21 protein-coding genes and 1 riboswitch are annotated in these 22,698 nt (G+C 69.6%); of the genes, 5 read left to right on the top strand and 16 right to left on the bottom strand.

What is annotated here, in order from left to right:
- Positions 1 to 153 precede the first annotated feature (153 nt).
- The 8 genes from thiC to AB0L97_RS01310 all read right to left on the bottom strand — a co-directional run bounded on the left by thiC (position 154) and on the right by AB0L97_RS01310 (position 8,194).
- Positions 154 to 1,806, bottom strand: coding sequence for a phosphomethylpyrimidine synthase ThiC (gene thiC, locus AB0L97_RS01345; RefSeq protein ID WP_364424554.1), 1,653 nt, complete (start codon positions 1,804 to 1,806; stop codon positions 154 to 156).
- Positions 1,796 to 1,918: riboswitch (TPP riboswitch) on the bottom strand. It overlaps the preceding gene by 11 nt.
- Positions 1,919 to 2,006: 88 nt before the next feature.
- On the bottom strand, positions 2,007 to 2,453 hold the full coding sequence (locus AB0L97_RS01340) for a hypothetical protein (RefSeq protein WP_364424552.1): 447 nt from the start codon (positions 2,451 to 2,453) through the stop codon (positions 2,007 to 2,009).
- A gap of 161 nt (positions 2,454 to 2,614) precedes the next feature.
- Complete coding sequence (fahA, locus tag AB0L97_RS01335; protein WP_355071649.1) at positions 2,615 to 3,793, bottom strand: fumarylacetoacetase; 1,179 nt, start codon at positions 3,791 to 3,793, stop codon at positions 2,615 to 2,617.
- Positions 3,790 to 4,986, bottom strand: a complete 1,197-nt coding sequence (locus tag AB0L97_RS01330) for a homogentisate 1,2-dioxygenase (RefSeq protein ID WP_355071651.1) — start codon at positions 4,984 to 4,986, stop codon at positions 3,790 to 3,792. Before AB0L97_RS01330 ends, fahA begins: the two co-directional genes overlap by 4 nt.
- A gap of 65 nt (positions 4,987 to 5,051) precedes the next feature.
- Positions 5,052 to 5,678, bottom strand: coding sequence for a TetR/AcrR family transcriptional regulator (locus AB0L97_RS01325; RefSeq protein WP_355072123.1), 627 nt, complete (start codon positions 5,676 to 5,678; stop codon positions 5,052 to 5,054).
- A gap of 71 nt (positions 5,679 to 5,749) precedes the next feature.
- On the bottom strand, positions 5,750 to 6,580 hold the full coding sequence (locus tag AB0L97_RS01320; protein WP_356962759.1) for an exodeoxyribonuclease III: 831 nt from the start codon (positions 6,578 to 6,580) through the stop codon (positions 5,750 to 5,752).
- Positions 6,581 to 6,612: 32 nt separating this feature from the next.
- Positions 6,613 to 7,614, bottom strand: coding sequence for a GNAT family N-acetyltransferase (locus AB0L97_RS01315; protein ID WP_355071654.1), 1,002 nt, complete (start codon positions 7,612 to 7,614; stop codon positions 6,613 to 6,615).
- Entirely contained in the window at positions 7,604 to 8,194 is a 591-nt protein-coding gene (locus AB0L97_RS01310) for a peptide deformylase (protein WP_355071656.1), read from the bottom strand. Before AB0L97_RS01310 ends, AB0L97_RS01315 begins: the two co-directional genes overlap by 11 nt.
- Before the next feature lie 181 nt (positions 8,195 to 8,375).
- Here AB0L97_RS01310 and AB0L97_RS01305 point away from each other — a divergent pair, with 181 nt between their 5' ends.
- From AB0L97_RS01305 to AB0L97_RS01285, 5 genes are all read left to right on the top strand, one after another.
- On the top strand, positions 8,376 to 8,729 hold the full coding sequence (locus AB0L97_RS01305) for a DUF3263 domain-containing protein (protein ID WP_356962756.1): 354 nt from the start codon (positions 8,376 to 8,378) through the stop codon (positions 8,727 to 8,729).
- A 48-nt stretch (positions 8,730 to 8,777) separates the two neighbouring features.
- Positions 8,778 to 9,338 (top strand): LytR C-terminal domain-containing protein, encoded by a 561-nt coding sequence (locus AB0L97_RS01300; RefSeq protein ID WP_364424547.1) that lies wholly within the window; start codon positions 8,778 to 8,780, stop codon positions 9,336 to 9,338.
- 162 nt (positions 9,339 to 9,500) lie between these two features.
- Positions 9,501 to 10,187 (top strand): superoxide dismutase family protein, encoded by a 687-nt coding sequence (locus AB0L97_RS01295; RefSeq protein WP_355071662.1) that lies wholly within the window; start codon positions 9,501 to 9,503, stop codon positions 10,185 to 10,187.
- Positions 10,188 to 10,198: 11 nt separating this feature from the next.
- Positions 10,199 to 11,344 (top strand): glutamate--cysteine ligase, encoded by a 1,146-nt coding sequence (locus AB0L97_RS01290; protein WP_355071663.1) that lies wholly within the window; start codon positions 10,199 to 10,201, stop codon positions 11,342 to 11,344.
- A gap of 76 nt (positions 11,345 to 11,420) precedes the next feature.
- On the top strand, positions 11,421 to 12,779 hold the full coding sequence (locus AB0L97_RS01285; RefSeq protein ID WP_364424544.1) for a DUF5933 domain-containing protein: 1,359 nt from the start codon (positions 11,421 to 11,423) through the stop codon (positions 12,777 to 12,779).
- Positions 12,780 to 12,793: 14 nt separating this feature from the next.
- Here the strand turns inward: AB0L97_RS01285 and mnhG are convergent, their stop codons facing one another.
- The 8 genes from mnhG to AB0L97_RS01245 form a co-directional block, all read right to left on the bottom strand.
- Positions 12,794 to 13,129 (bottom strand): monovalent cation/H(+) antiporter subunit G, encoded by a 336-nt coding sequence (mnhG, locus tag AB0L97_RS01280; protein WP_355071667.1) that lies wholly within the window; start codon positions 13,127 to 13,129, stop codon positions 12,794 to 12,796.
- Positions 13,126 to 13,386, bottom strand: coding sequence for a monovalent cation/H+ antiporter complex subunit F (locus AB0L97_RS01275; protein ID WP_356962749.1), 261 nt, complete (start codon positions 13,384 to 13,386; stop codon positions 13,126 to 13,128). Before AB0L97_RS01275 ends, mnhG begins: the two co-directional genes overlap by 4 nt.
- Complete coding sequence (locus AB0L97_RS01270) at positions 13,383 to 13,949, bottom strand: Na+/H+ antiporter subunit E (protein WP_355071670.1); 567 nt, start codon at positions 13,947 to 13,949, stop codon at positions 13,383 to 13,385. The genes AB0L97_RS01275 and AB0L97_RS01270 overlap by 4 nt, the downstream gene beginning before the upstream one ends.
- Positions 13,946 to 15,550 (bottom strand): Na+/H+ antiporter subunit D, encoded by a 1,605-nt coding sequence (locus AB0L97_RS01265; protein ID WP_364424540.1) that lies wholly within the window; start codon positions 15,548 to 15,550, stop codon positions 13,946 to 13,948. Before AB0L97_RS01265 ends, AB0L97_RS01270 begins: the two co-directional genes overlap by 4 nt.
- Positions 15,547 to 15,924 (bottom strand): Na(+)/H(+) antiporter subunit C, encoded by a 378-nt coding sequence (locus AB0L97_RS01260; protein WP_364424538.1) that lies wholly within the window; start codon positions 15,922 to 15,924, stop codon positions 15,547 to 15,549. The genes AB0L97_RS01265 and AB0L97_RS01260 overlap by 4 nt, the downstream gene beginning before the upstream one ends.
- Positions 15,921 to 18,824: a Na+/H+ antiporter subunit A gene (locus AB0L97_RS01255; protein ID WP_364424536.1), complete on the bottom strand. Its 2,904-nt coding sequence runs from the start codon at positions 18,822 to 18,824 to the stop codon at positions 15,921 to 15,923. Before AB0L97_RS01255 ends, AB0L97_RS01260 begins: the two co-directional genes overlap by 4 nt.
- Positions 18,825 to 18,934: 110 nt before the next feature.
- Entirely contained in the window at positions 18,935 to 20,236 is a 1,302-nt protein-coding gene (locus AB0L97_RS01250; protein ID WP_364424534.1) for a hypothetical protein, read from the bottom strand.
- 131 nt (positions 20,237 to 20,367) lie between these two features.
- Positions 20,368 to 22,632, bottom strand: a complete 2,265-nt coding sequence (locus tag AB0L97_RS01245) for an AAA family ATPase (protein WP_355071677.1) — start codon at positions 22,630 to 22,632, stop codon at positions 20,368 to 20,370.
- Between the last annotated feature and the right edge of the window lie 66 nt (positions 22,633 to 22,698).

The raw sequence follows: 22,698 nt of genomic DNA, 5'->3' as shown, positions 1-22,698 counted from the left end.
CTCGGCCCCAATCCTCGCCAGCCCGAGAGTGCTTGCCATGCGAACGTCTCTACCTGGAACTTCTGAGCAGATGAGATCCAGCGTCGAAATTCAGCCGGCTTTTGTCGTCCCACCGCCCGCCGCATCGTCGCGATGCGGCGGGCGGGGCGGTGACTACGAGACCACGGGCAGGTAGACAGCGTTGCCGTGGCTGGCGAACTCGGCGGACTTCTCCGCCATGCCCGCCTGCAGTGCCTCCGCGTCGTTCAAGCCCTGGCGCTCGGCGTATTCGCGCACGTCCGCGGAGATCCGCATCGAGCAGAACTTGGGGCCGCACATGGAGCAGAAGTGTGCGGTCTTGGCGGGTTCGGCGGGCAGGGTCTCGTCGTGGTATTCGCGCGCGGTGTCCGGATCGAGGGACAGCGCGAACTGGTCGCGCCAGCGGAATTCGAAGCGGGCCTGGGACAGCGCGTCGTCGCGCTGCTGTGCGTGCGGATGGCCCTTGGCCAGGTCGGCGGCGTGTGCGGCGATCTTGTAGGTGATCACGCCGACCTTCACGTCGTCGCGGTTGGGCAGGCCGAGGTGTTCCTTCGGCGTGACGTAGCAGAGCATGGCGGTGCCCGCCTGCGCGATGATGGCGGCGCCGATCGCGGAGGTGATGTGGTCGTAGGCGGGGGCGATGTCGGTGGCGAGCGGGCCGAGGGTGTAGAACGGGGCCTCCTCGCACAGCTCCTCCTCGAGCCGCACGTTCTCCACGATCTTGTGCATGGGCACGTGCCCCGGACCCTCGATCATCACCTGCACGCCATGGGATTTCGCGATCTTGGTCAGTTCGCCAAGGGTGCGCAGTTCCGCGAACTGCGCCTCGTCGTTGGCGTCGGCGATGGAGCCGGGCCGCAGGCCGTCACCGAGGGAGAACGTGACGTCGTAGCGGGCCAGGATCTCGCAGAGCTCCGCGAAGTGCGTGTAGAGGAACGATTCCTGGTGATGCGCGAGGCACCAGGCCGCCATGATGGATCCGCCGCGCGAGACGATGCCGGTCACCCGCTTGGCGGTCAGCGGAATGTAGCGCAGCAGCACGCCCGCGTGGACGGTCATGTAGTCGACGCCCTGTTCGCACTGCTCGATCACGGTGTCCCGGTAGATTTCCCAGGTCAGCGCGGTCGGGTCGCCGTTCACCTTCTCCAGCGCCTGGTAGATCGGCACGGTGCCGACCGGGACGGGGGAGTTGCGCAGAATCCACTCGCGGGTCTCGTGGATGTTCTTGCCGGTGGACAGGTCCATGATGGTGTCCGCGCCCCAGCGGGTGGCCCACACCATCTTCTCCACCTCCTCCGCGATCGAGGAGGACACGGCCGAGTTGCCGATGTTCGCATTGATCTTGACCAGGAACTTCTTGCCGATGATGGTCGGCTCGAGCTCCGGATGCTTGTGGTTGGCCGGGATCACCGCGCGGCCCGCGGCGACCTCCTCGCGCACCGATTCCGGCGAGACGCCTTCCCGTGCGGCGATGAAACGCATCTCCGGCGTGACGATGCCCTCGCGGGCCCAGGCGAGCTGGGTACGCGGGCCCTTCCCCTCGGGTCTGTTCCACGTGTCGCGCAGTTTCGGTAGACCGCCTTCGAGATCGATCGTCGCCGACTCGTCGGTGTACGGGCCCGACGTGTCGTAGACGTCGAAGTGCTCGCCATTGGTCAGATTGATCCGGCGCACCGGAATGCGCAGGTCATCGACCTCGAGATAGTGCTTGACGCTGCCCTCGATGGGGCCGGTGGTGACGCTGTCGACGGGTGCGGATCCGCCGTCGGACGCAGCGGCGCGTGCCATTTTTCCTCCCTACGCCGGCATTACCCGGTCAGGTTCATACGGTCGACGGCCCTGACGCCTCTCGGCTAGCCGTCCTCTCAGCCCGCTGGTGCGAGCCCCCGTTGGTTGTGAAATTTTCCCGCCCGACCATACCTGGACCCGCCGAGCGTCTGCCCGGCGATTCGGTGGATCGAGTGAAGACGCAGGCAGCGGCATTGGGATCAGGCGTCTTCCGCTGGCTGCGGGGTGGCCGAATGTCCCGGCGCGCCGTGGGTGCGGCGAGCTTCTTTCATCTCGGCCTCGTAGATGTGGCGGCGGCCGTCGAGCAGTTCGTCGCGGGCGGCGCGCTCGATGTCGCGGAACAGGTCGTAGTAATTGTCGTCGTATTCCTCGATGATCTGGAATGTCCAGCGTCCGGCCAACACGTTGCGACCGATCAACTCGGCGGAGATCCGATCGGCGATGTGCGCGTGACCCGCCGCGCGGAACAGCTCCACCGCTATGTCGAGCGCCAGATCGGCCCCGCCGGTCAGTTGGTGGAAGGAGTACAGGTGGCCGCGGGCGCGTTCGACGATCTCCAGGGCCTCCGAGAGTTTGCCGGTGGCGGCGACGGTGCCGTCGTCGACGCCATCGGGGCGACGGTGTTGAGCGGCCGGGCGATCGGTCATGACCTCGCTCCTTGTCCGGAGGATGGGTGCGGCCGTGAACTCCGCGGTCCGGCCGGGCAGCGGAGATCGAGGCGCTCGGGTAGCGGCGTACCCGGAGAACGCCGTTCTCAAGCGCGGCTGTCGTCGAACCCGGTATGCGGTGGGAACGAGACCGAACGTGTTCAGCGCGGGTGTGCTGGCAGGATCCGGCCGGTGACCTCGCCCAATCCGATCCTGGCCGAACCCGGGCCCGGGGCCGATGCCGTGATCGTCACCGCGTCGCCGTCCTCGAGGAAAGTGCGTTGCTGATCGTTGACCGATACCGGCCTGCTGCCGCCCCAGGACACCTCGATGAACGATCCGCGCTGGCCGGGTTCGGGACCGGAGATGGTGCCAGAGGCGTACAGGTCCCCGGTACGCGTCGACGCGCCGTTCGCGGTGAGATGAGCCAGCATCTGCGCCGGTGACCAGTACATCCGGGAGTAGGGCGGGTAAGTGACCGGTTGTCCGTTCCACGTCACGGTGAGTTCGATGTCCAGGCCCCAGTGCTCGGTGCCGAGCAGGTAGGGCAGGGGCGCGGGTGACTGCTCGGGCAGCGGTATCCGCGCCGACTCCAAGGCAGCCAGCGGCGTGATCCACGGCGATATCGAGGTCGCGAACGACTTGCCGAGGAACGGGCCGAGCGGCTGGTACTCCCAGGCCTGGATGTCGCGGGCGGACCAATCGTTGACCAGCGCGACGCCGAAGACCCGGTCGGCGAACTCATCGATCTCCACCGGTACGCCGAGCCGCGATCCGACGCCGATCACGAATCCGAGCTCGGCTTCGATGTCCAGCCGCCGCGACGGGCCGAAATCCGGTGCGCCGGAGTCTGTTCCGCGCTGCCCACAGGGGCGTGCCACATCGGTGCCGGACACCACCACGGTGCCCGCCCGCCCGTGATAACCGACCGGCAGATGGCGCCAATTCGGCAGCAGCGGGTCGCCGTCCGGCCGGAACAGGCGGCCGAGGTTCGTCGCGTGGTCGATGCTGGCGTAGAAGTCCACGTAATCGCCGACACGCACGGGCAGCCGCAACACCACGTCGGACAGCCGATGCACCGCGGCGTGGTCCAGTTCGCCGTCGACCGCCGCACGAATCCGGTCGCGCACCGTCCGCCAGCGCACGGGGCCCTGCGCAAGGAAGGCGTTCAGGCTCGGTTCGGCGAAAACCGAATCATCGAGCAGCACAGCCAAATCGATGACATGTTCGCCGAGCCGCACCCCCACGCGGGGGCCTTCTCCGGTCGGCGCGAACACCCCGTAGGGCAGGTTGTCCGGACCGAACAGCGACTCCGGCGCTACCTCCACCTCGGTCCTCACGCGGGGCCCCGCCCCGACCAGCTCCACGCATAGGTCGGGTCCTCGCAGGCCAGCGCGCCTTCGCCGAGCTCCAGCGGGCGAAAGGTGTCCACCATGACGGCCAGCTCGTCGAAGTACTCGATGCCGATGCTGTTCTCGTACGCGCCGGGCTGTGGACCGTGTGCGTAACCGCCGGGGTGCACCGACACCGAGCCTTGCGTGATTCCGGAGCCTTTGCGCGCTTCGTAATTGCCGCCGCAATAGAACATGACCTCGTCGGAATCGACGTTGGAGTGGTAGTACGGCACCGGGATCGACAGCGGGTGGTAGTCCACTTTGCGCGGAACGAAATTGCAGACGACGAAGTTGCCGCCTTCGAACGCCTGATGTACCGGCGGCGGCTGATGGATACGGCCGGTGATCGGTTCGAAGTCGGCGATATTGAAGGTGAACGGATACAGGCAGCCGTCCCAGCCGACCACGTCGAACGGGTGCGCGGCGTAGACCATCCGAGTGCCGACGACCTGGCCGCCGGGGCGGTGCTTGACCAGCACTTCCACTTCGGTGCCGGTCGCACTGATGGTCTCGGTGGGTCCGTGCAGGTCGCGCTCGCAATACGGGGCGTTTTCGAGCAGCTGGCCGAACTTCGACAGATAGCGCTTGGGCGGCGTGATGTGACCTGTCGCTTCGATCGCGTACGCCCGCAAAGGTTCCGGGCCGGTGGGCCGCCAGCGGTGTGTGGTGGCACGCGGGATGAGCACCTGATCGCCCTGCCGTGCGGGCAGCGCGCCGAACACGGTCTCCACCACCGCCGCGCCCGACTCCACATAGACCAGCTCGTCGCCGATCGCGTTGCGGTACAGCGGCGAACCGCCTTTCGCGACCACATAGGAGATGCGCACGTCCGCGTTGCCCAGCAGCAGGCGGCGCCCGGTCACCGGATCGGTCTCCGCCGGGGTGTCGCCGGGGAACAGCGTGTGCAGGCGCAGATGGCGGTGACGCAGCGGATGGTTCGGCGTGGTCCGCTGATCGGGCAGCTCCCAGACCGTCGAATCGACCAGTGCCGGCGGCAGGCCACGGTGATAGAGCAGGGAGGAGTCGCCGGAGAAGCCCTCCTCGCCCATCAGCTCCTCGTAGTAGAGCCGCCCCTGCTCGTCACGATGCTGGGTGTGCCGCTTCGGCGGTACCGCACCCACTTGCCGATAGAACGCCATGACCGTTCCTCCGCCAGCCGGTGGTCGGGTAGTTGATCACCATCGTAGTGCGGCCGAATCCCCGATCAGGCGTTTCGCATGGCTCGGTAGACCGCGGCCCCGACGAACGCGCCGAGATCCGCCGGTGTCCAGCCGTCCTGGTCCGCGAGCAGCGCGCGTACGGCGGCCTCGCCCGCGGACACCCACTGCTCCACCAGCACCGGCAACTTGTGCTCGGCGTCCGCCGTGCCCCAGGCGCGCAGCGTCGGGCGCAGGAGTTTGGTACAGCGCTCGATGACGAGCGCGCGCCCGCGCCCGAAGGAATTCGCGACGGCGGGGTCGGGATTGCCGTAGACCAGCCGCCAGGCGTCCGGCCGGCTCGCGGCCTTCGTCAGCAGGGCGCGGAATCCCTGGACGAACACGGTTTCGTCGGCGTCGACGTCCCGTGGCTTCATCACCTCGAGCACGCCGCTGACCAGGTAGCCCTCCTCGCGCTGAATCAGCGCCTCGATCAGCTCGACGCGATCGGCGAAGCAGGCGTAGACCACCGGCCTGGTCACCTTCATCCGCTCCGCGATGGCGGCCATGGTGACCGCGGCGATGCCGTTCTCCACGGCGATGGCGAGCGCGGTGTCGAGCACCTGCGGACGGCGGCGCTCCGGGCCGAGATGCTGTGCGCGCTGCCGTTGCCGCACGGCCGGGTCGGCGCCCATACCGCCCAGCCTGCCGCCGGTGGCCCGGTTACCGCTGCTGCGGCGGGGGAAAGGCGGCTGCGCCGGGCGGGTCATGAGCGCCCGGGTTCGTCGGCGAACTCGGCGATCACCGGGGCGTGGTCGCTGGCGCCCTTGCCCTTTCGCGCCTCACGATCGACCGTCGCGTCCGATACGGTGGCGGCGAGCGCGGGAGAGGCGAGGATGAAATCGATGCGCATCCCCTCTTTTCGCGGGAAGCGCAGCTGGGTGTAGTCCCAGTAGGTGTAGACGCCCGGTCCTGGCGCGAACGGACGCATGACATCCGCGAATCCGGCGTCCACGACGGCCTGGAAGGCATCGCGCTCCGGCTGCGACGTGTGCGTCTTCTCGGCGAAGTACTCCACGGACCACACATCGTCGTCGGTCGGCGCGATGTTCCAGTCGCCCACCAGCGCGATCTTGGCCTGCGGGTCGTCGGCCAGCCAGCGCGCGCCGTTGTCACGCAGCGCGGCAAGCCATTCCAGTTTGTAGGCGTAGTGCGGGTCGCCCAGCATACGGCCGTTGGGCACGTAAAGGCTCCACACCCGCACGCCGCCACAGGTCGCCCCGATCGCGCGGGACTCGACGACCGGCGTGCTGATCAGCGACTCACCCGCGTCCTTGTCGAAGCCGGGCTGGCCGGGAAAGGCGAGCTCGACGTCGGAGAGACCGACGCGGGAGACGATCGCCACCCCATTCCACTGGTTGATCCCCAGGTGGGCGACTTCGTAGCCCAGTTCGTCGAAGCGCTCGAACGGGAACTGGTCGTCGCGGCACTTGGTCTCCTGGATGGCCAGCACGTCGATGTCCTGGCGGTCGAGCCAGTCCGCGACGCGGTCGAGCCGGGAGCGAATGGAGTTGACATTCCAGGTGGCGAGACGCACTGCGGCCTTCCTTCGGGGGTGACAGGTCTGTTCTACCGCAGGCCGCCGGGCCCGGCGAGCGGTTCCGGCGCGGCGTAGCGATAGGTGTGGTGTTCGATGAAGCCCAGTTCGCGGTACATCGCGCGGGCCGGCTCGTTGGTGGCTTCCACCTGGAGATAGGCGTGCGTCGCGCCGCGGTCGCGGCCCCAGCGGATCAGTTCGGCGCAGACCAGCGAGCCGAGCCCGTGCCTGCGGTGCGCGGCGGCCACGGCCACGCAGGTGAGGCCGATCCAGCGGCGTCCGTCCGGGGCGGTGGTGAGTGCGCCGCGGCCGATCGCGATGGGACGCGGCAGGCCGAGCGAGGCGAAGCCGAGTTCACCGTTCAGGACCGCGGTCAGCACCTCGGGATCGGGCGCGGGAATCGTCCGCGCGCCGGGTTCCTCGCCGTCGTAGCGGTGCGTCTCCAGCCAGTCGGCGTCGGGAGCGGGCGCGATCCGCACCATCGAAGGGCCTTGGGGCAGCACGAAATTGTCGATATCGAGAGCCAGCATGGCCGTCTCTCGCCAGCTGTGCCAGCCGGGCGGCACCGGGGCCAGCCGATCGGGCAGCGCGAGCTGCACAGGCAGGCCCTGCGCGGTGTACCACTCGCCGATCCGGTGCAGCGTATCCGCCGACACGGTGGCGGGTCCCTCGGAGCTGCCCAGCGGCACAGCGGAATTCGCGCGCCCGGTGTATCCGTTGCCCGCGCGCGCCAGCCAGCCGTCGATCCACGCGTGTTCGACGCCCGGCCAGCCATAGGCGGCCGCGGCCTCCAGCGCGCGGATCTCTCTGATGCGAATCGGCCTCGGCCCGACGGCTTTCAGCGCGACGACGCGCTCCGGCGCCACCGAGACGAGCTCGCCGCCCGCGCCGCGCACGGTCGGCGGGTCCAGGGAGACGAGTTCGCCGATCACGTCGGTCAGCGGTTGTGGATAACCCGCGGGCAGCTGATAGCGCAGCACCACGCGGCGGCCGAGCGGGATATCGGGCAGGCCGGCGGCGGGGTCAGTCGTCATGCCCGAACGGGTCGGGGTCGGTGCCGGGCAGCCAGCTCAGACCCGGTGTGCCCCAGCCGTTGCGTTTGATCGCCTTCTTGGCGGCCCGCGCGTTCCGTCCGATCAGCACGTCCACGTAGAGGAACCCGTCCAGATGCCCGACCTCGTGCTGGAGCATGCGGGCGAAGAAGCCCTTGCCCTCCACCTCCACCGGCTCGCCGTTCTCGTCGGTGCCGGTCACCTTCGCCCATTCGGCGCGACCGGTGGGGAACTGCTCCCCGGGCACCGACAGACAGCCTTCCTCGTCGTCGTCCGGGTCGGGCATGGTCTCCGGGATCTCCGAGGTCTCCAGCACCGGATTGACCACCACCCCGCGTCGTCGGGTCGCGGTGCCGTCCGCGCCGAGGTCGGGGCAGTCGTAGACGAACAGGCGAAGCGGAACGCCGACCTGGTTGGCGGCGAGCCCGACGCCGTGCGCGGCGTCGAGCGTTTCGTACATGTCCGCGATGAGCGGAGCCAATTCCTCCGGCGATCGAGTGACCCGCTCGGTCGGGTTGTGCAGAACCGGGTCGCCGACGATCACGATCGGGAGGATTGCCATGGGCCAATTATTGCCGTGGGCGCCACGTCACAGCTTCCCGGGTGCCGAAGTGGAGACCGCGACTACCGGCCGGTAGGGAACACGCCGCGCTGCGGGCCCGGCGATTCCTCGCCCGCGTGGTTGAATGTTCCGCGACGTACAAGCACCATTTTCGTCTGGTGGTCACTCGGCGAGGAGCGAGATGGACGGCGCAGCGGCACGGAATCTTTCCGCGACCCACAACGGCCCTTCCGCGAGCGAAGATGGCACGACGGAGCACGCTTCGGCCGAACAGGCCGACGGCGACGGACTGAGCCGTCGCGAACTCGACATCCTGGCCTTCGAGCGGCAGTGGTGGAAGTACGCCGGAGCCAAGGAAGAGGCGATCCGCGAGCTGTTCGCCATGTCGCCGACCCGGTACTACCAGGTGCTGAACGCGGTGGTCGATCGGCAGGAGGCGCTGGCGGCCGACCCGATGCTGGTCAAGCGGCTGCGCAGGCTGCGAGCGAGCAGGCAGAAGGCGCGCGCGGCGCGGCGGCTCGGATTCCAGGTCTGACCCGGCGATGCGGACCCGGACCCGTCCCGTGCGACTAGGCTCGCGAAGGTGAGCTACCCGAACCCCACCTCCGGTGGGCCACCGTTGCGTGCCCTGGCGATGGTGCTGATCGCGTTGGCCATCGTCTTCGCCGGTCTCGGGGCGATGTCGCTGTCGAGTTCCGACGCCGACACCGACGCCTCGGGGACCAGCGCATCGCCGACCTCGAGCGCGAGCGCCGCGCCGCAGGTCCCGGCGAGCACCACCGCGCCCAAGGCGCCGACCTCGTCCACCGCGGTGGCGACCGTGACGCCGACCAGTGCCGCCGCGTCGACCACCACCACCACGGCGGCGCGTTCGGTCCCGGTGCGCGTGCTCAACAACAGCATGGTGGCCGGACTCGCGGCGAAAACGGCAGGCCAGCTGGAGGCGAGCGGCTGGACGATCGCGGAAACGGGCAACTACCCGGGCTCGAACATCGCCAAAACCACGGTGTACTACGGCGATTCGTCCGGCGACAAGGAGGCCGCGCAGGCCATCGCGGACCAGCTCGGCGCGTCGGTGGCACCGAAGTCGAGTGCGATCGGGGATACCGCGCCGGGTGTAACGGTGATCGTCACGGGTAACTGACCCATATGTGGCCGCTGGCCGCACGCCCGGACCAGCGAACACGCGTGAGGGCGCGCCGCCCTGTCGGGGGCACGGCGGGACGGCGTGGCATCATCTTGTCCGGTAACGAACGTGTCCACCCGCCCTTACTCGTAAACTCGGTACTCGTAAAGGAGTTCCCCGATGGCCCCGTCCACAACTCGACGCCCGTCCTGGCGGACTGTGACCCCGGTGCTCGCGGTCGCGGTCTTCGGCCTCGCCGCATGCTCGAACAGCCAGGAGTCGAGTGACGTCCAGGGAACGACCCCGCCGGTGTGGAGCGGGTCGCCCGCTCCGGCCGGGCAGTCGAGCACCGAGCACGGTGGCTCGCCGAACGCCGAGCAGGGCGTGAACGTGCAGCTGAAGGACCCCTCGGGCGCCTCGGTCGGCACCGCGAACTTCGCCAAGGACGGCAACCACCTGCAGCTCACCGTCGAGGCGCACGGCCTGCGCCCCGGCTTCCACGGCCTGCACGTGCACCAGGTCGGCAAGTGCGAGCCGAACTCCGTCGCGCCGACCGGCGGCCCGGCGGGCGACTTCCTGTCCGCCGGTGGTCACCTGCAGGTCGGCAGCGCCAACGCGCATCCGGCCAGCGGCGATCTGACCTCGCTCGAGGTGCGCGGCGACGGCGTCGCCAAGCTGATCACCACCACCGACGCGGTGACGCTGGACGACGTGAAGGGCAAGGCCCTCATCATCCACGCCGACGCCGACAACTTCGGCAACATTCCCAACCGTTACTCCCGTGCCGATGGCGTCGCGGGTCCCGATGAGACGACCCTAGCGACGGGCGACGCGGGCGGCCGTGTCGCTTGTGGCGTGATCCAATAGCGCGGTGGCATATGGCCGGGGCAGGAATCGAACACGTTCCCTTCGATGGTTCGCCCCGGCCCACCATCGGGGTCGAATGGGAGATCGCCTTGGTCGACAAGGTGACCCGCGACCTGTCGAATACCGCCGCGGCGGTATTCGATTCACTCGGTGAGCTCCGTGCCCACGACGGCACACCCCAGGTCACCAAGGAATTGCTGCGCAACACCGTCGAACTCGTCACCGGGGTGCACGAGACCGTCGGCGCGGCGGTGGAGGACCTCACCGGCACGATGAACACGGTGCGCCGTGCGGCCGAGCAGCTCGGTGTCGACTTGTTCTGCGCGGGCACCCATCCGTTCGCGCAATGGTCGGCCCAGCAGCTGACCCGATCGGAGCACTACGACGAGCTGATCGAGCGCACCCAGTGGTGGGGTCGCCAGATGATGATCTGGGGCGTGCACGTGCACGTCGGAGTCTCCCACCGCGACAAGGTTTTTCCGATCCTCAACTCGTTGCTGCTGTCGTATCCGCATCTGCTCGCGCTGTCGGCGGGCTCGCCGATGTGGTCGGGATCGGACACCGGCTACGCGAGCAACCGGACGCTCATGTTCCAGCAGTTGCCGACCGCGGGCCTGCCGTTCCAGTTCGAGAACTGGACCCAGTTCGAGCATTTCGTGCACGATCAGATCAAGACCGGTGTCTTCACGCAGCTCGGGGGCATGCACTGGGACATCCGCCCGGCGCCGAAGTGGGGCACCATCGAGGTCCGGGTGTGCGACGGGATCTCCACGCGCGCCGAGCTCGCCGCGATGGCCGCGCTCATCCATTGCCTCATCGTCGACCTCGACCGCCGCGTCGAGAACGGCGAGGAACTGCCCACCCTGCCGCCGTGGCACGTGCAGGAGAACAAGTGGCGCGCCGCACGTTACGGGCTGGATGCGATCATCATCACCGACGCCGACAGCAACGAGCGGTTGGTCACCGACGACCTGGCGGATCTGCTGAACCGGCTGGAGCCGACGGCGGCGCGGCTGGGCTGCGCGGACGAACTCGCCCTGGTCGCCGAGATCCCCAAGCGGGGAGCCTCCTACCAGCGGCAGCGCCGGGTTGCCGCAGCGTCGCAGGGAGATCTGGTCGCGGTGGTGGACGCGCTGGTCGAGGAGCTGAAACAGTAGCGATCGGCCGCGTATAGGTCGGTTGCTGTTCAGCTGGCCAGGGGGATGACGTTCACCCCACGTTTACTATGGTCGGATGCTTGTCGAATACCCGGGTTCCAGAGCAGGAAGCGCGGTCTCGCGCCGTCGCGTACCGCGGACTCGGATCCGGGTCGTCGCGGCGGTGGCCGCGGTGCCGGTCCTGCTGATCGTGTTGCAGGGCGTAGCCATCTGGCAGGGATTCGAAGGCCCCCTGGAGAGCTTGGGGCGGGACTACATCGGCACACCGAAATCGATGTCGGTGCCGTGGGCCGGACTGGTCCTTGCGCTGGTGGGTATTTCGGCCCGTCGCAGGCTGGTCGCGGTGGGTGTCGCGGCTGCCATCGATGTGGCGTGGGCCGGTGTCCGCTTGCTGGCGGGAGAGCCGTTCGCGATCGGGAACGGCCCCGTGATCGTGCTGACCGGCTTGGCGCTGGTGGCCTGGCTGCGCTGGTCCGGAACCGAACGGCGGGACGCGCTGCACGCCGCCGCGCTCGGCGCGCTGCTCGTCCTGGCCACCAAAGTCGGCGATGTCTGGTTGCACGTCACCGTGATCGGCAGACCGACGGTGCTCGACGAATACGTGATCCTGGCCGACCATGCGCTGGGCGATCCGTCGTGGGTGCTCGGGCGGGCCGTGGACACGCTCGGGCCGGTGGTCTACGCGGTGCTGCACTGGGTCTACATCGAGCTGCCCGTGGCGGCGATCGTCGTGGCCGTGTGGCAGCTGCGCCGAGTGGTGTCGTCGGGCCGGTGGCCATCGCATTACCTGGTGCGCACCTTCCTGGTGCTCGGCTTGATCGGTCCCTTGGTGTACGTCCTCTTCCCGGTGGTCGGTCCGATGTTCGCGTACGGCCCGGACGGCAACGGGCTGCAATTGGGCAACTACTGGCCGGGGGTGGTGCCGCCGATCGATCGCAACCCGCTGCCGCTGCCGTTCGACGCGGCGGTTCCACGCAACTGCATGCCCTCGATGCACACCGCCTGGGCGCTGTCGGTGTTCCTGCACACCCGCCGCGACGGCGACGGCGAGCCCGCTCCGGGCTGGCTGCGCTGGGGCGGCGCGTTCTGGCTGCTGGCCACCCTCACCGCCACCCTCGGTTTCGGCTACCACTACGGCGTCGACCTGGTCGCGGGCGCGGTGCTGTGCCTCACCGTCGAATCGGCGCTGCGCGCACCGGAGCGCGGCTGGGGATGGTTCCGGATCCGGTTGGTCGGCGCAGGCGCGGTCGTGCTGGCCACGCTGCTGCTGTCCTACCGGTACCTCGCCGTGCCGATGGCCGAGTATCCGGTGCTCGCGGGCACGGTCGTGCTGGGACTGCTGGCCGGACTGGCCGCGGCGTTCCACGCGACGTGGTTCGCGACCGCGCGGCAGCCGGAGCAGGCCGTCCGCGAGGTCGAGCCCGTCGCGCGCTGAGGCCGGTCACGCGGCTAATCGACGTCGTCGTCGCGCATCTCGTTGACGCGCAACAGGCCGTCGCGGTGGCGCTGCTCGCGGTAGGCGGTGCGGCCGATCAGGTGGGCGATCACCGGGGCGGTCAGCAGGGTGAACAGCCCGACCAGCACCAGCGCCCAGACGTTGCCGTGTCCGCCCAGCTGGATCGCGGCGCCCGCCAGCACCAGGATCAGCCCGATGACCTGTGGCTTGGTGGCGGCGTGCATCCGGGTCAGCGTGTCGGGAAAGCGCACGATCCCGATCGCCGCCGTGAGCGCCAGCGTCGAGCCGAACAGGATCAGGGTGCCCGCGAGCACGTGCCAGAGGTTCATGTGTCGTCCCGCACTCGGAATCGGGACACCGCGGCCGAGCCGAGGAACCCGACCAGCGCCAGCGCGACGATCGCGGGCACCACGGTGGTGTCGGCGCTGTAGGCCGCCCAGACGGCCAGCCCGGAGGCGGCGATGGCGATCAGCGAGTCGATGCCGACCACCCGGTCCAGCGTGCTCGGCCCCATGACGACGCGATACGTGGTGATCAGTGCCGCCGCGGTCAGGATGACGGCGGCGAGGACGGCGACGACGGTCACGATGTCACCTCCGGGGGAGAGGGCGGCCGGGAGTACGGCCATCCGGTCGGGCGTTCGAACGTTTCGATCAGCAGGCGTTCCAGCCGCCGGGTGGTCCGGAAGAACTTGTCCACCGCCGCATCGCTGCCGACATCGAGAACGTGCACGTAGACGACGCAGCGCCTGCGGTCGATCTCCAGCACCATGGTGCCGGGGATCAGGTTGAGCAGGTCGGCCCACAGCACCAGCACCAGATCCGATCTCGTGCCGGAGTACACGCGCAACACGCCGGACACCGGGGTCTGCTTGGGGCGGATCGCGAGCCAGGCGACCTGAAGACTCGACTCCAGCGCGTAATACGCGCTCGCCACGATCAGCTCGGGCAGGGGAAACGGGTTCAGCCGCCCGGACACCGGCACGCGCGGCAGCGGCAGTGCCACCATGATCAGCGCGGCGACCGCCAGCCCGCCCAGTACATTCGCGATGCTCAGATCGCCCCACAGGGCGAGCCAGACCACGGTGAGCCATACGAGGATGCCGACGCGGACGGTCGTGTCGCGCACCGGGCCCCGCTCGGCGCTCATCGTCGGCTTCCCGGCGATTCGCCCAGCACCGCACCGATGTACACGCCGGGATCGCGCAGGTCCACCGCGGCGCGGTCGGCGATCATGAGGATCGGCCCGGCCAGCACCGTCAGGCACAGCCCCACCGTCACCAGGGCCGCGGTGGACAGCACCATCAGCGGCGGCATGCGGCCGGGATCGGTGCGCTCGTCGTAGTGCACGTCGGTCGCTTCCTCGATCAGCGTCGGCGGCCTGGCCGCGGTGAGATGGCCCTCCGGCGCGTCCTCGCGGGGCCGCCAGAACGCTTTGCTCCATACCCTGGCGACGGTGTAAAGCGTGAGCAGGCTGGTGAGCACGGCGCCGCCGACCAGCACCCAGGCCAGCACGCTGCCGCGTTCGGCGCCGGCCCGCAACAGCGCGACCTTGCCGATGAACCCGGAGAACGGCGGTATCCCACCGAGATTCAGCGCCGGGACGAGGAACAGCACGGCCAGCAGGGGGCTGGCCGCGGCGAGCCCGCCCAGCCTGCGCAGCGAGGTGGATCCGGCTTGCCGCTCGATCAGTCCCGCCACCAGGAACAGCGTGGTCTGCACCAGAATGTGGTGCGCCACGTAGAACACCGCGCCCGACAGCCCGGCCGCGTTGGCGAGGCCGACGCCGAACACCATGTAGCCGATGTGACTGACCAGCGTGAACGACAGCAGACGGCGGATGTCGCTCTGCGCGATGGCGCCGAGGATGCCGATGAGCATGGTGAGCAGGCCCGCCACCAGCAGCACCGAGTCGAAGCCGCCGTCGGGGAACAGCAGCGAGTGGGTCCGGATGATCGCGTACACGCCGACTTTGGTGAGCAGACCGGCGAACACGGCGGTGACCGGCGCCGGGGCGGTCGGATAGGAGTCGGGCAGCCAGTTCGACAGCGGGAAGACGGCCGCCTTGATACCGAACGCCACCAGCAGCACTGCGAAGATCGCCGTGCGCGTGCCCTCCGGCACGGCGCCGAACCGGACCGCGAGCTGGGCGAGATTCAGCGTTCCGGTGGCCGCGTAGGTGAGCCCGATGCCGGCGAGGAAGATCAGCGACGAGACCGACGAGACCATCACGTAGGCCACGCCCGCGCGGATGCGTTCGGTGGTCGCGCCCACGGTGAGCAGCACGAACGACGCCGCGAGCAGGATCTCGAAGCCGACGAAGAGGTTGAACAGGTCACCGGCCAGGAACGCGGCCGAAACACCGGCGGTGAGCACCAGATACGTGGGCCGGTAGATCGAGGTGGGCTGCCGCTCGTCGCCGTCGCGGATGTTCTGACCCGCGCCGTAGAGGTTGACCGACAGCAGCACGATGGACGAGACCAGCAGCATCGCCGCCGACAGCCGGTCCACCACCAGCGTGATGCCGATCGGCGCTGCCCAGTCGCCCACCTGCAACGCGGTGGTGCCGTCCCGGTCGACCAGGAAAAGCAGCAACCCGCAGATCACCACGACAGCGGTGAGCGCCCCGACGCTGACCGCGCTCTGGATGCGCGGCCTGCGCCCGAAGACGAGCGTGGCCGCCGCGCCGAGCAGGGGGACGAGCACCGGCAGCGGCGTGAGAACCGGCAGCAGGCCGGGCGAGAGGTTCACGTCTCCGGGTCCTCTCCGGCGCGACGCCGGGCGACATCCACGTCCTCTTGGTCGTTGGCGACGTCGTCGCTGGTGGTGAGCATGTAGGCGCGGTAGGCGAGGGCGAGCACGAATGCCGCGATGCCCATGGTGATCACGATGGCGGTGAGCACCATCGCCTGGGCGAGCGGGTCGGCCATCTCCTCGGTGTCGGCCGTGCCGCGGATGGGCGGTTTGCCGCGACCGCCGCCCGCGGTGAGGATCAGCAGGTTCACCGCGTTGCCGAACAGGATCAGCCCGAGCAGCATCTTCGACACGGCGCGTTCCAGGAGCAGGTATACCCCGCACGCGACGAGGATGCCGATCACCACCAATAGGGTCAGATTCGCGGTCACGTCGCGGAACCTCCGTTCGCCGAGGGGGTCTCGGCGTCGGCCAGCTCGCTGTCCAGGCGCGCGCCGAGACTGCGCAGCACGTCCAGCACCAGGCCGACCACGATGAGGTAGACGCCGAGATCGAACAGCAGCGCGGTGACCACCTTGACGTGCCCGATCACCGGCAGCGAAACCTCGATGATCGCCGAGGACAGCGGCGGCGCGCCGAGCAGCAGCGACGAGACGGCAGTGCCCGCGGCCAAGGTGAGGCCGGCGCCGAGGATGTGGCCCGCGTCGACGGGCAGTGCCTCACCCAATTCGTAGCGGCCGCCCGCGAGGTACCGCAGGGTCAGCGCGAGCCCAGCGGTGAGCCCGCCCGCGAACCCGCCGCCGGGCGCGTTGTGGCCGGAGAAGAAGAAGTAGACCGACAGCACCATGATGGTCGGGAACACCAGCCGCGTGGTGATCTGCAGGACCATCGAGCGTTCGGCCCGGGCCACCAATCGGCCCGCGGGCAGCCAGCTGACCAGCTCCGGATCGTAGTCGGGGGAGTCCGTCGCGCGCGGCGCGCTGCCGAAGCGCCTGCTGCGGAACACCAAAGAGGCCACCCCCGTCGCGGCGACGACGAGCACCGAGATCTCACCGAGGGTGTCCCACGCCCGCAGGTCGACGAGCAGGACGTTGACGGCGTTCTTCCCCCCGCCGAATTCGTAGGCGGCATCGGGAATTCTGAGCCAGATGGGTTCGGCGGTGCGGGCCGCCACGGCGAACCCGGCCAGGACCGCGACCACCGTCCCGGTCCCGACGGCCAGGACCGCTCTGCGCAGCTTGAACGCGGCCGTCCGGCTCGGCTCGATCGTCGCGGGGAAAGCGCGCAGCACCAGCACGAAGATGACCAGCGTGAGCGTCTCCACCAGGAATTGGGTCAGCGCGAGGTCGGGCGCGCCGTGCAGCGCGAAGATCACGCCGCTGCCGTATCCGGTCACCCCGACGACCAGCACGCTCGCGAGCCGGTTGCGCAGCACCGTCGCGGCGAGCGCGCTCACCGCCATGATCGCGCCGATGGCCGCTTGCAGCGGCGAGTCCCACAACCGCAGCGTGACTCCGGTGCGGGTGCCGAGGGCGAGCAGGACGGTCGGCAGGACGATGAGCGTGACCAGGATCGCGGCTTGGCTCAGCGGCAGCGACCCGCGCTGCACCGCGCCGGTCATCCGCAGCGAGAGGGTGTCCATCGCGCGCAGCGTGGCGTCGTAGGCGCGGTCGGCGTTGCCGAGGCGCGGGTGCGCCGATTCGGCGAAGCGGCCGCGCAGCCGCCACAACACGACGCCGACCGCGACGATCAACAGTGTCGACGCGAGCGCGGCATCGAAACCGTGCCACAGCGCCAGATGCGAAAACGGAACGGCGGCCAGCGTTTCGGCGTAGGGGCGCAATCGTGCGTCGAGCCAGGACGGGGCGAGACCGGCCGCGAGGCTCGCGACGGCGAGGATCACCGGTGCCGCGAGGAACAGAGCACCCGGCGGATGCCAGCGGAGACGACGCTCGGCTTCCGGCTGATCTTCGGCGACGGGTACTTCGCTCGGGTGGTGTGCGACGGGCGTGGCGCCTGCCGCGGGTTCCGGCTCGCGGTCCTTGTCCGCGAAAGCGCCCCAGACGAACCTGATGCTGTAGCCGACGGTCAGCATCGACCCGAGCACCACTCCGGTGAACACCGCGCCGCGTACGGGCGCGGTGAGCACGTCCGCGTCCAGTACGGCGTTCAGCGCGCTTTCTTTGCCGACGAAGCCGAGCAGCGGCGGTATGCCCGCCATGCTGAGCGCGGCCAGGACCGCGGTGGCGCACAGCACGGGAGCCCGACGGCCGAGCCCGGACAAGCGGCGCAGATCGCGCGTGCCCGCACCGTGGTCGATGATCCCGACCACCAGGAACAGGCACGCCTTGAACAGCGCGTGCGCGACGACCAGCGCGACTCCGGCCAGCGCGGCATCGGGTGTGCCGATGCCGACCAGCACGATCAGGAATCCCAGCTGGCTCACCGTGCCGAAGGCCAGCACCAGTTTCAGATCCACCACCTGGAGCGAGCGCAGCCCGGCCAGCAGCATCGAGGCGAGGCCGAGGGTCAGCACCAGCGGATGCCACACGGGGTTCTGCGCGAACGCCGGTGCCAGGCGCGCGATCAGGTACACGCCGGCTTTCACCATCGCCGCGGCATGCAAGTACGCGCTCACCGGGGTGGGTGCGGCCATCGCGCCGGGCAGCCAGAAATGCAAGGGCACCACGGCGGATTTGGTGAGCGCGCCCACCAGGATCAGGGCCACCGCGACATTCACCGCGGTCCCGCTCGGGTTGGTCCCGGAAAGGAGATCCGACAGCAGATAGCTGCCGTTCACGGTGCCGAGCACGACGATGCCCGTCAGCATCGCCAGTCCGCCCGCTCCGGTCACCAGCAGCGCCTGGATCGCGGCCCTTCGGCTGGCCGCCTGCTCGGCGTTGTGACCGATCAGCAAGAACGACAGCACCGTTGTCGCTTCCCAGAACACATAGAGCAGGAGCATGTTGTCGCTGGTGACCAGCCCGAACATGGCGCCGGCGAACGCGACCAGCTCGGCGGCGAACACCCCGAGCCGCGGTTCGTCATCCTCGAAGTACCGGGCGCAGTAGATCAGCACCAGCGCCCCGATGCCCAGTACGAGCGCGCACAATACCGCCGCGAGGGTGTCGAAGCGCAGATCGATGTTCAGGGCGATGCTCGGCGCCCAGGTCAGCCGAACTCGCTGCGGCTCGGACCAATTCGCGATCACCCAGGCGAAGCCGCCGAGCGGGACCACAGCCAGTAGAAAGAATGCGTTGCGCCCCAGTGCCCGCACCCACAGCGGAGCCAGCAGGGCGGCCGCGGCATGAGCGAGCAGGATTGCGAGCAAACTTCACTCCGTCGGGTAGGGGCGGCGGGGTGTCCGGCACAAGCCTACGGAAAGCGTGCTTTTTCCGTGGAAGGGCTGAGTATGGTGTCCGTCATCCGCCCGAACCGAAGCTATATGTCCGCTAATGATTCGCTCTCTGGTTGCCCATTTGTTTGCGGCCTGCTGCGTGGCCGTAATTTACGCAGCATGACGAGCCCGACGGCGCTGCCGATGACGATGGCGAGCGCGGTGCCGCCCGGGGTCGCGTCGTGCGCCGCCACGTCCTCGCGCCAGTCCTTGACGCGGTCAGGCATCACCGAGACCGCCGACGGCAGATACAGCGCGCTGAGCGCGAGTACGCCGCTGGGCGCGTAGTGCGGCCGCGCGGTGCCGCAGCAGTATCCCGCCGTCAACGCGATGACCCCGCTGATCACGGCGAACGCGACGGTGCTCGCGGACGTCGAGGTGACGAGGGCGAAGACCGTGATGCCCAGCAGCAGCAGGATGGCGAGGGCGGTCGATGGCATCCGGGCGCCGATGACGAGTCCGGCCGCGGTCAGCGCGATGAGCACCGGCGCGGTCCAGCCGGGCCGCACCGCGTAGCCGACCGCGTCGACCGCCGCGGTCAGGCTCACGGCCAGGTACACGCCGGTGCCGTCGCGGCCGGGCAGCAGCATGGCGGCCGCGGTCGCGCTGACGATCGTCGCCGCGACGACGATGACGATCTCGACCGCGTGACTCTCCCCCGGCAGTTTGCTGTACTGCCTGCCCAGCCATTCGGTGCCGGCCAGGACCACCAGCGCGAGCACCATGGCGGCGAGGATCGGCGTCACCGGCAGCGCGATCGCCATGTGCGGCTCCTTCGCGTCCTCGGTTCGCTTCCAGTTGTGCAAGGTGCTGATCATCAGCAGGATCAAGCTCACGCCGATCATCCAGCGCGTCGGGGTCTCCAGGACCGCGTACGGATCCGCGTTGATGTTCAGCAGGCCGGCGAGATCGCCGAAGCCGAAGAAGCCGACGCCGCCCACCGCGAACGCCGCGGCGGGCAAGGGTCTGCGCAGCACCACCGCGCCGAGCCCGCCGAGCAGCACGGCGGCGCAGATCGAGTCGATGTAGTTCTGCGTGGTCAGTATCTCGGCCGTGGCCACGTGGCGTCCGGTGAAGTGGTTGATCAGCTGCGCCAGCGCGGCGGCAGTGGCCGTCGCCCACCCGGTCAGCGGTCGCGAGGTGGTGGCGACCAGCACGGCGACCGCCACGGCGACGATCACGCCCAGTGCCGCGCTGCGCGGCACGCTGTTGAGCAGCCCGGCGATCCGGTACGACGTGGCTTGCCCCTGTGTGTTGACGGTGACCGGCAGGAACAGCGTCACGCCCGCGACCGCGGCTCCGGTGAAGGCCGTGGTCGCGTCGACAATGTCGCCGACCCTGCGCACGGTTGTCGAACATACCCGTGGTGGCGACGTGATCTTGTGATTGCCGACGATTCGCCCGAAAATGTCTCCGGTGCGAAAAAGGCAACAAGAGCCGGTTTGCCGGAGATTGTCCGAAGCGGGTCGCCCGCGACCTACCCGCGGCTGTCGGCGTAGCGGCGCAGTGTGTCGATCTGCGACGGATCCAGCGAGGGCCGCACCACCGTCTTGGCGGCCAGCACATCGGCGGCGGTGACGTCGGCCGCGTGTACGTCCCGGCGCATCGCCGCGAGCGCGGACTCGCGCAGCAGCGCGGCGCAGTCGGCGGCGGAGTAGCCGTCCAGTTCCTCCGCGAGCGCGTCGAGGTCGACATCGTCGGCCAGCGGCACCGCGCGGCCCGCGGTGCGCAGGATCTCCCGGCGGGCGGCGGCATCCGGCGGCGGCACGAACACCAGCCGTTCGAGCCTGCCCGGGCGCAGCAGCGCCGGATCGATCAGCTCCGGCCGGTTGGTCGCGCCCAGCACCACCACGTCGCGCAGCGGCTCCACGCCGTCGAGTTCGGTGAGCAGTGCCGCGACCACCCGATCGCCCACGCCCGCGTCGGCGCTCTGGCCGCGGCGCGGGGCCAGCGCGTCCACCTCATCGAGGAAGATCAGCGAGGGTGCGGAATCCCGCGCCCGCTGGAACAATTCGCGCACCGCGCGCTCCGACGAGCCGACCCATCGGTCCAGCAGTTCGGCGCCCTTGACCGCGTGCACGCTGAGCTGACCGGTACCGGCCAGCGCGCGCACCAGGAAGGTCTTGCCGCAGCCGGGCGGGCCGTAGAGCAGCACCCCGCGCGGCGGCTCGATGCCGAGGCGGGCGAAGGAGTCCGGGTGCTTCAGCGGCCACAGCACCGCCTCGGTGAGCGCCTGCTTGGTTTCCGCCATATCGCCGACGTCATCGAGGCTCAGGCTGCCGATGGCGAGTTCCTCCATGCCCGAGCGTGACAGCGGCCGGATGACCTCGAGCGCGCCGAGCAGGTCGGATTGGGTGAGTTGCGGCTCGCCGTGCTCTCTGGCCCGCGACGCCGCGCGCAACGCCGCCTCCCGGCACAGCGCCGCCAGATCGGACACCACGAATCCGGGTGTGCGCGAGGCGATCTCGTCGAGTTCCAGCTCCGCGGTCGGCACCCGGCGCAGCAGGTACTCCAGCAGCGCCTTGCGCACGCCCGCGGTGGGCAGCGGCAGCGCGAGTTCGCGATCGCACAGGTCGGGGGCGCGCAGGCGCTGGTCGACGCCTGCCGGGTGCGCGGTGGTCGCCAGGAACGCGACGCAGGGACCCGCGATCGCGGCGCGCAGCTGGTCGAGGATGAGTGTGGCGACGGGTTCGGGGTCGGCGGGCAGCAGCGCGTCGATGTCGGTGATCAGCAGGACGCCGCCCCTGCCGCAGCCGATATCGGCCACCGCCTCGGCGACCTCGCGCAGTCGCGCACCGCTCTCGGCCGCGCCGATGCTGGGGCCGTCCAGCTCCACCAGTCGCCGCGATCCCGCGACCGCACGTGCCAGCGTGGCTTTGCCGACGCCGGCCGGGCCGGTGATCAGCACGCCGAGATGAGGTCGTGCGCCCAGCGTGCGCAACAGCTCGGGCTCGTCCAACGCCAGGCTGAGCCACTCCTCGAGCTTCGCGGCCTGGCTGCGCCCGCCCGCCAGGACTTCGACCGAGACGCTCTGCATGTCGACGGCCGCCGTGGCCCGGACCATCGCGGCGCCGTTGTTACCCGCGGCCGTGTCGAACGCGGCGGCTTCGGTGGCGGCCCGCGAGGCCTCGCCCACCGGGATCGGGGTTCCGGCCCAGGCCAGATCGGCGGCGTCCCGCGCGGCGACCGCGCCCGCGCCCCAGCTCACCGCGGTATTCGGTTGCACGCTCACCGGTCCGCGCGGATCGGTGCCGGTGACGGTGAGCAATTCCGTGGTCCAGGCGATGCCGAAGGTGCGCGACAGTGCCTGGGTGGCCGCCGTGGAGCTGATGTCGGGGCCGAGATCGCGCGGCAGCAGGGAGACGGCGTCACCGACGGTGACGACCTTCCCCAGCAGCGCCTGCCGCAGTGTCGCGGCCGGGATCGTGCGGGTGGCGTGCACCGAACCGCTCACCGTGATCTGTCTCGCGCCGTAGACGGTCGCGGGGGAGACCACCACCGTCGCATCCTCGCGCAGCCCGGCGTTGGACAGCGTGACGTCATCGAGCAGGGCTACCCCGGCGGGCGTGCCCTGGCGCGCGACGCCGACCACCGCGGCCGTGCGCCGGGAGCCAACCAGCATGATCCCGTCCCATTCCCGCAACCCCAGCGCCGTCAGCGCCTCCGGATGCAGCCGGACCACCCCGCGCCGGGCATCGGCGGCCGAAGGGTTCAGACGGGCGGTGAGTGCCAGTTCTGCCACTGTGCCATTCTGCCGCGCGGCCCCGCGTTCGGTCACGGTCCGCCGTCCGGGAATGGTGGACGACGA

Origin of the sequence: Nocardia sp. NPDC051911, from assembly GCF_040681035.1 — a bacterium.
GTDB classification, from domain to species: domain Bacteria; phylum Actinomycetota; class Actinomycetes; order Mycobacteriales; family Mycobacteriaceae; genus Nocardia; species Nocardia sichangensis.
This window is presented reverse-complemented; position numbering and strand designations above follow the sequence as displayed.

What these genes read in the sequence shown, in the direction of transcription:
- thiC (WP_364424554.1), bottom strand. Translation starts at nt 1,806, where the DNA reads ATGGCACGCGCCGCTGCGTCCGACGGCGGATCCGCACCCGTCGACAGC.
- AB0L97_RS01290 (WP_355071663.1), top strand. Translation starts at nt 10,199, where the DNA reads ATGGCCGGGGCAGGAATCGAACACGTTCCCTTCGATGGTTCGCCCCGG.
- AB0L97_RS01310 (WP_355071656.1), bottom strand. Translation starts at nt 8,194, where the DNA reads ATGGCAATCCTCCCGATCGTGATCGTCGGCGACCCGGTTCTGCACAAC.
- AB0L97_RS01325 (WP_355072123.1), bottom strand. Translation starts at nt 5,678, where the DNA reads ATGGGCGCCGACCCGGCCGTGCGGCAACGGCAGCGCGCACAGCATCTC.
- AB0L97_RS01305 (WP_356962756.1), top strand. Translation starts at nt 8,376, where the DNA reads ATGGACGGCGCAGCGGCACGGAATCTTTCCGCGACCCACAACGGCCCT.
- mnhG (WP_355071667.1), bottom strand. Translation starts at nt 13,129, where the DNA reads ATGAACCTCTGGCACGTGCTCGCGGGCACCCTGATCCTGTTCGGCTCG.
- AB0L97_RS01340 (WP_364424552.1), bottom strand. Translation starts at nt 2,453, where the DNA reads ATGACCGATCGCCCGGCCGCTCAACACCGTCGCCCCGATGGCGTCGAC.
- AB0L97_RS01330 (WP_355071651.1), bottom strand. Translation starts at nt 4,986, where the DNA reads ATGGCGTTCTATCGGCAAGTGGGTGCGGTACCGCCGAAGCGGCACACC.
- AB0L97_RS01285 (WP_364424544.1), top strand. Translation starts at nt 11,421, where the DNA reads ATGCTTGTCGAATACCCGGGTTCCAGAGCAGGAAGCGCGGTCTCGCGC.
- AB0L97_RS01315 (WP_355071654.1), bottom strand. Translation starts at nt 7,614, where the DNA reads ATGACGACTGACCCCGCCGCCGGCCTGCCCGATATCCCGCTCGGCCGC.
- AB0L97_RS01270 (WP_355071670.1), bottom strand. Translation starts at nt 13,949, where the DNA reads ATGAGCGCCGAGCGGGGCCCGGTGCGCGACACGACCGTCCGCGTCGGC.
- AB0L97_RS01295 (WP_355071662.1), top strand. Translation starts at nt 9,501, where the DNA reads ATGGCCCCGTCCACAACTCGACGCCCGTCCTGGCGGACTGTGACCCCG.